This is a genomic window from Phyllobacterium sp. P5_D12, from assembly GCF_054049495.1.
Window position 1 is genome coordinate 1 of the sequence record NZ_JBFUMG010001115.1, and the last position, 664, is coordinate 664.

Consider the following 664-nt stretch of genomic DNA (forward strand, 5'->3'; position numbering starts at 1 on the left):
GTGTGACACGAGGGCTGGCGATCGGGACGCGAGCAGTCGATTTTCGTGATGTGTCTGCGTGATGTGTGGATTGCAGAAAAAAGGCCATAGCTGGCCATCGGATTTCATGGCGAGCGTCGTCCGCACCGGCTGTGTTGTGATATCCAGATTTCAATGCTGTTTTCGCCGGCCAGTTGCCTGGTATCATCGGATCCCCTTGTAGATTCGTCCGCTGAACGAAAGTCCGCAGCACAAAAAACTCTGGCGTTTTATAACACGGACGTGTAGGAGAGGTGTTATGAACACCAACCCGACAAAGCCCAGGGATCTCATTGATACAGCGGCCCACAGTGCCCGGCCGCCGAGCCTGTATGGCGCGACGGTCGAATATGGCATCCACTGCATGATGTATTTGATCCAGCCGCGTGCAAAGCCCGTGAGCAGCCGTGATCTTGCCGAACTGCAAGGCGTTCCAGTGACATTGATGGCGAGAATTATGCCGCGGCTTGAAAAAGCCGGGATCGTTGTTTCGACCAGTGGCATCAATGGCGGATATAGGCTTGCCAAAGAGCCACGGGAGGTAACGGTGCTCGATATTGTCGATGCCATCGATGGCCGCAAAAATCTCTTCGACTGTAAGGATGTGCGCGAGAATTGCCTTCTGTTTGGCGGCGCGCCGCCAGCC

The 664-nt window shown here is 55.1% G+C and carries 1 protein-coding gene; it reads left to right on the forward strand.

The window, feature by feature from the left end; genetic code table 11:
• Positions 1-277 precede the first annotated feature (277 nt).
• Positions 278-664 (forward strand): RrF2 family transcriptional regulator (locus ACXJ5O_RS29025; protein ID WP_457302922.1); only part of this gene is annotated, 387 nt, incomplete at its 3' end.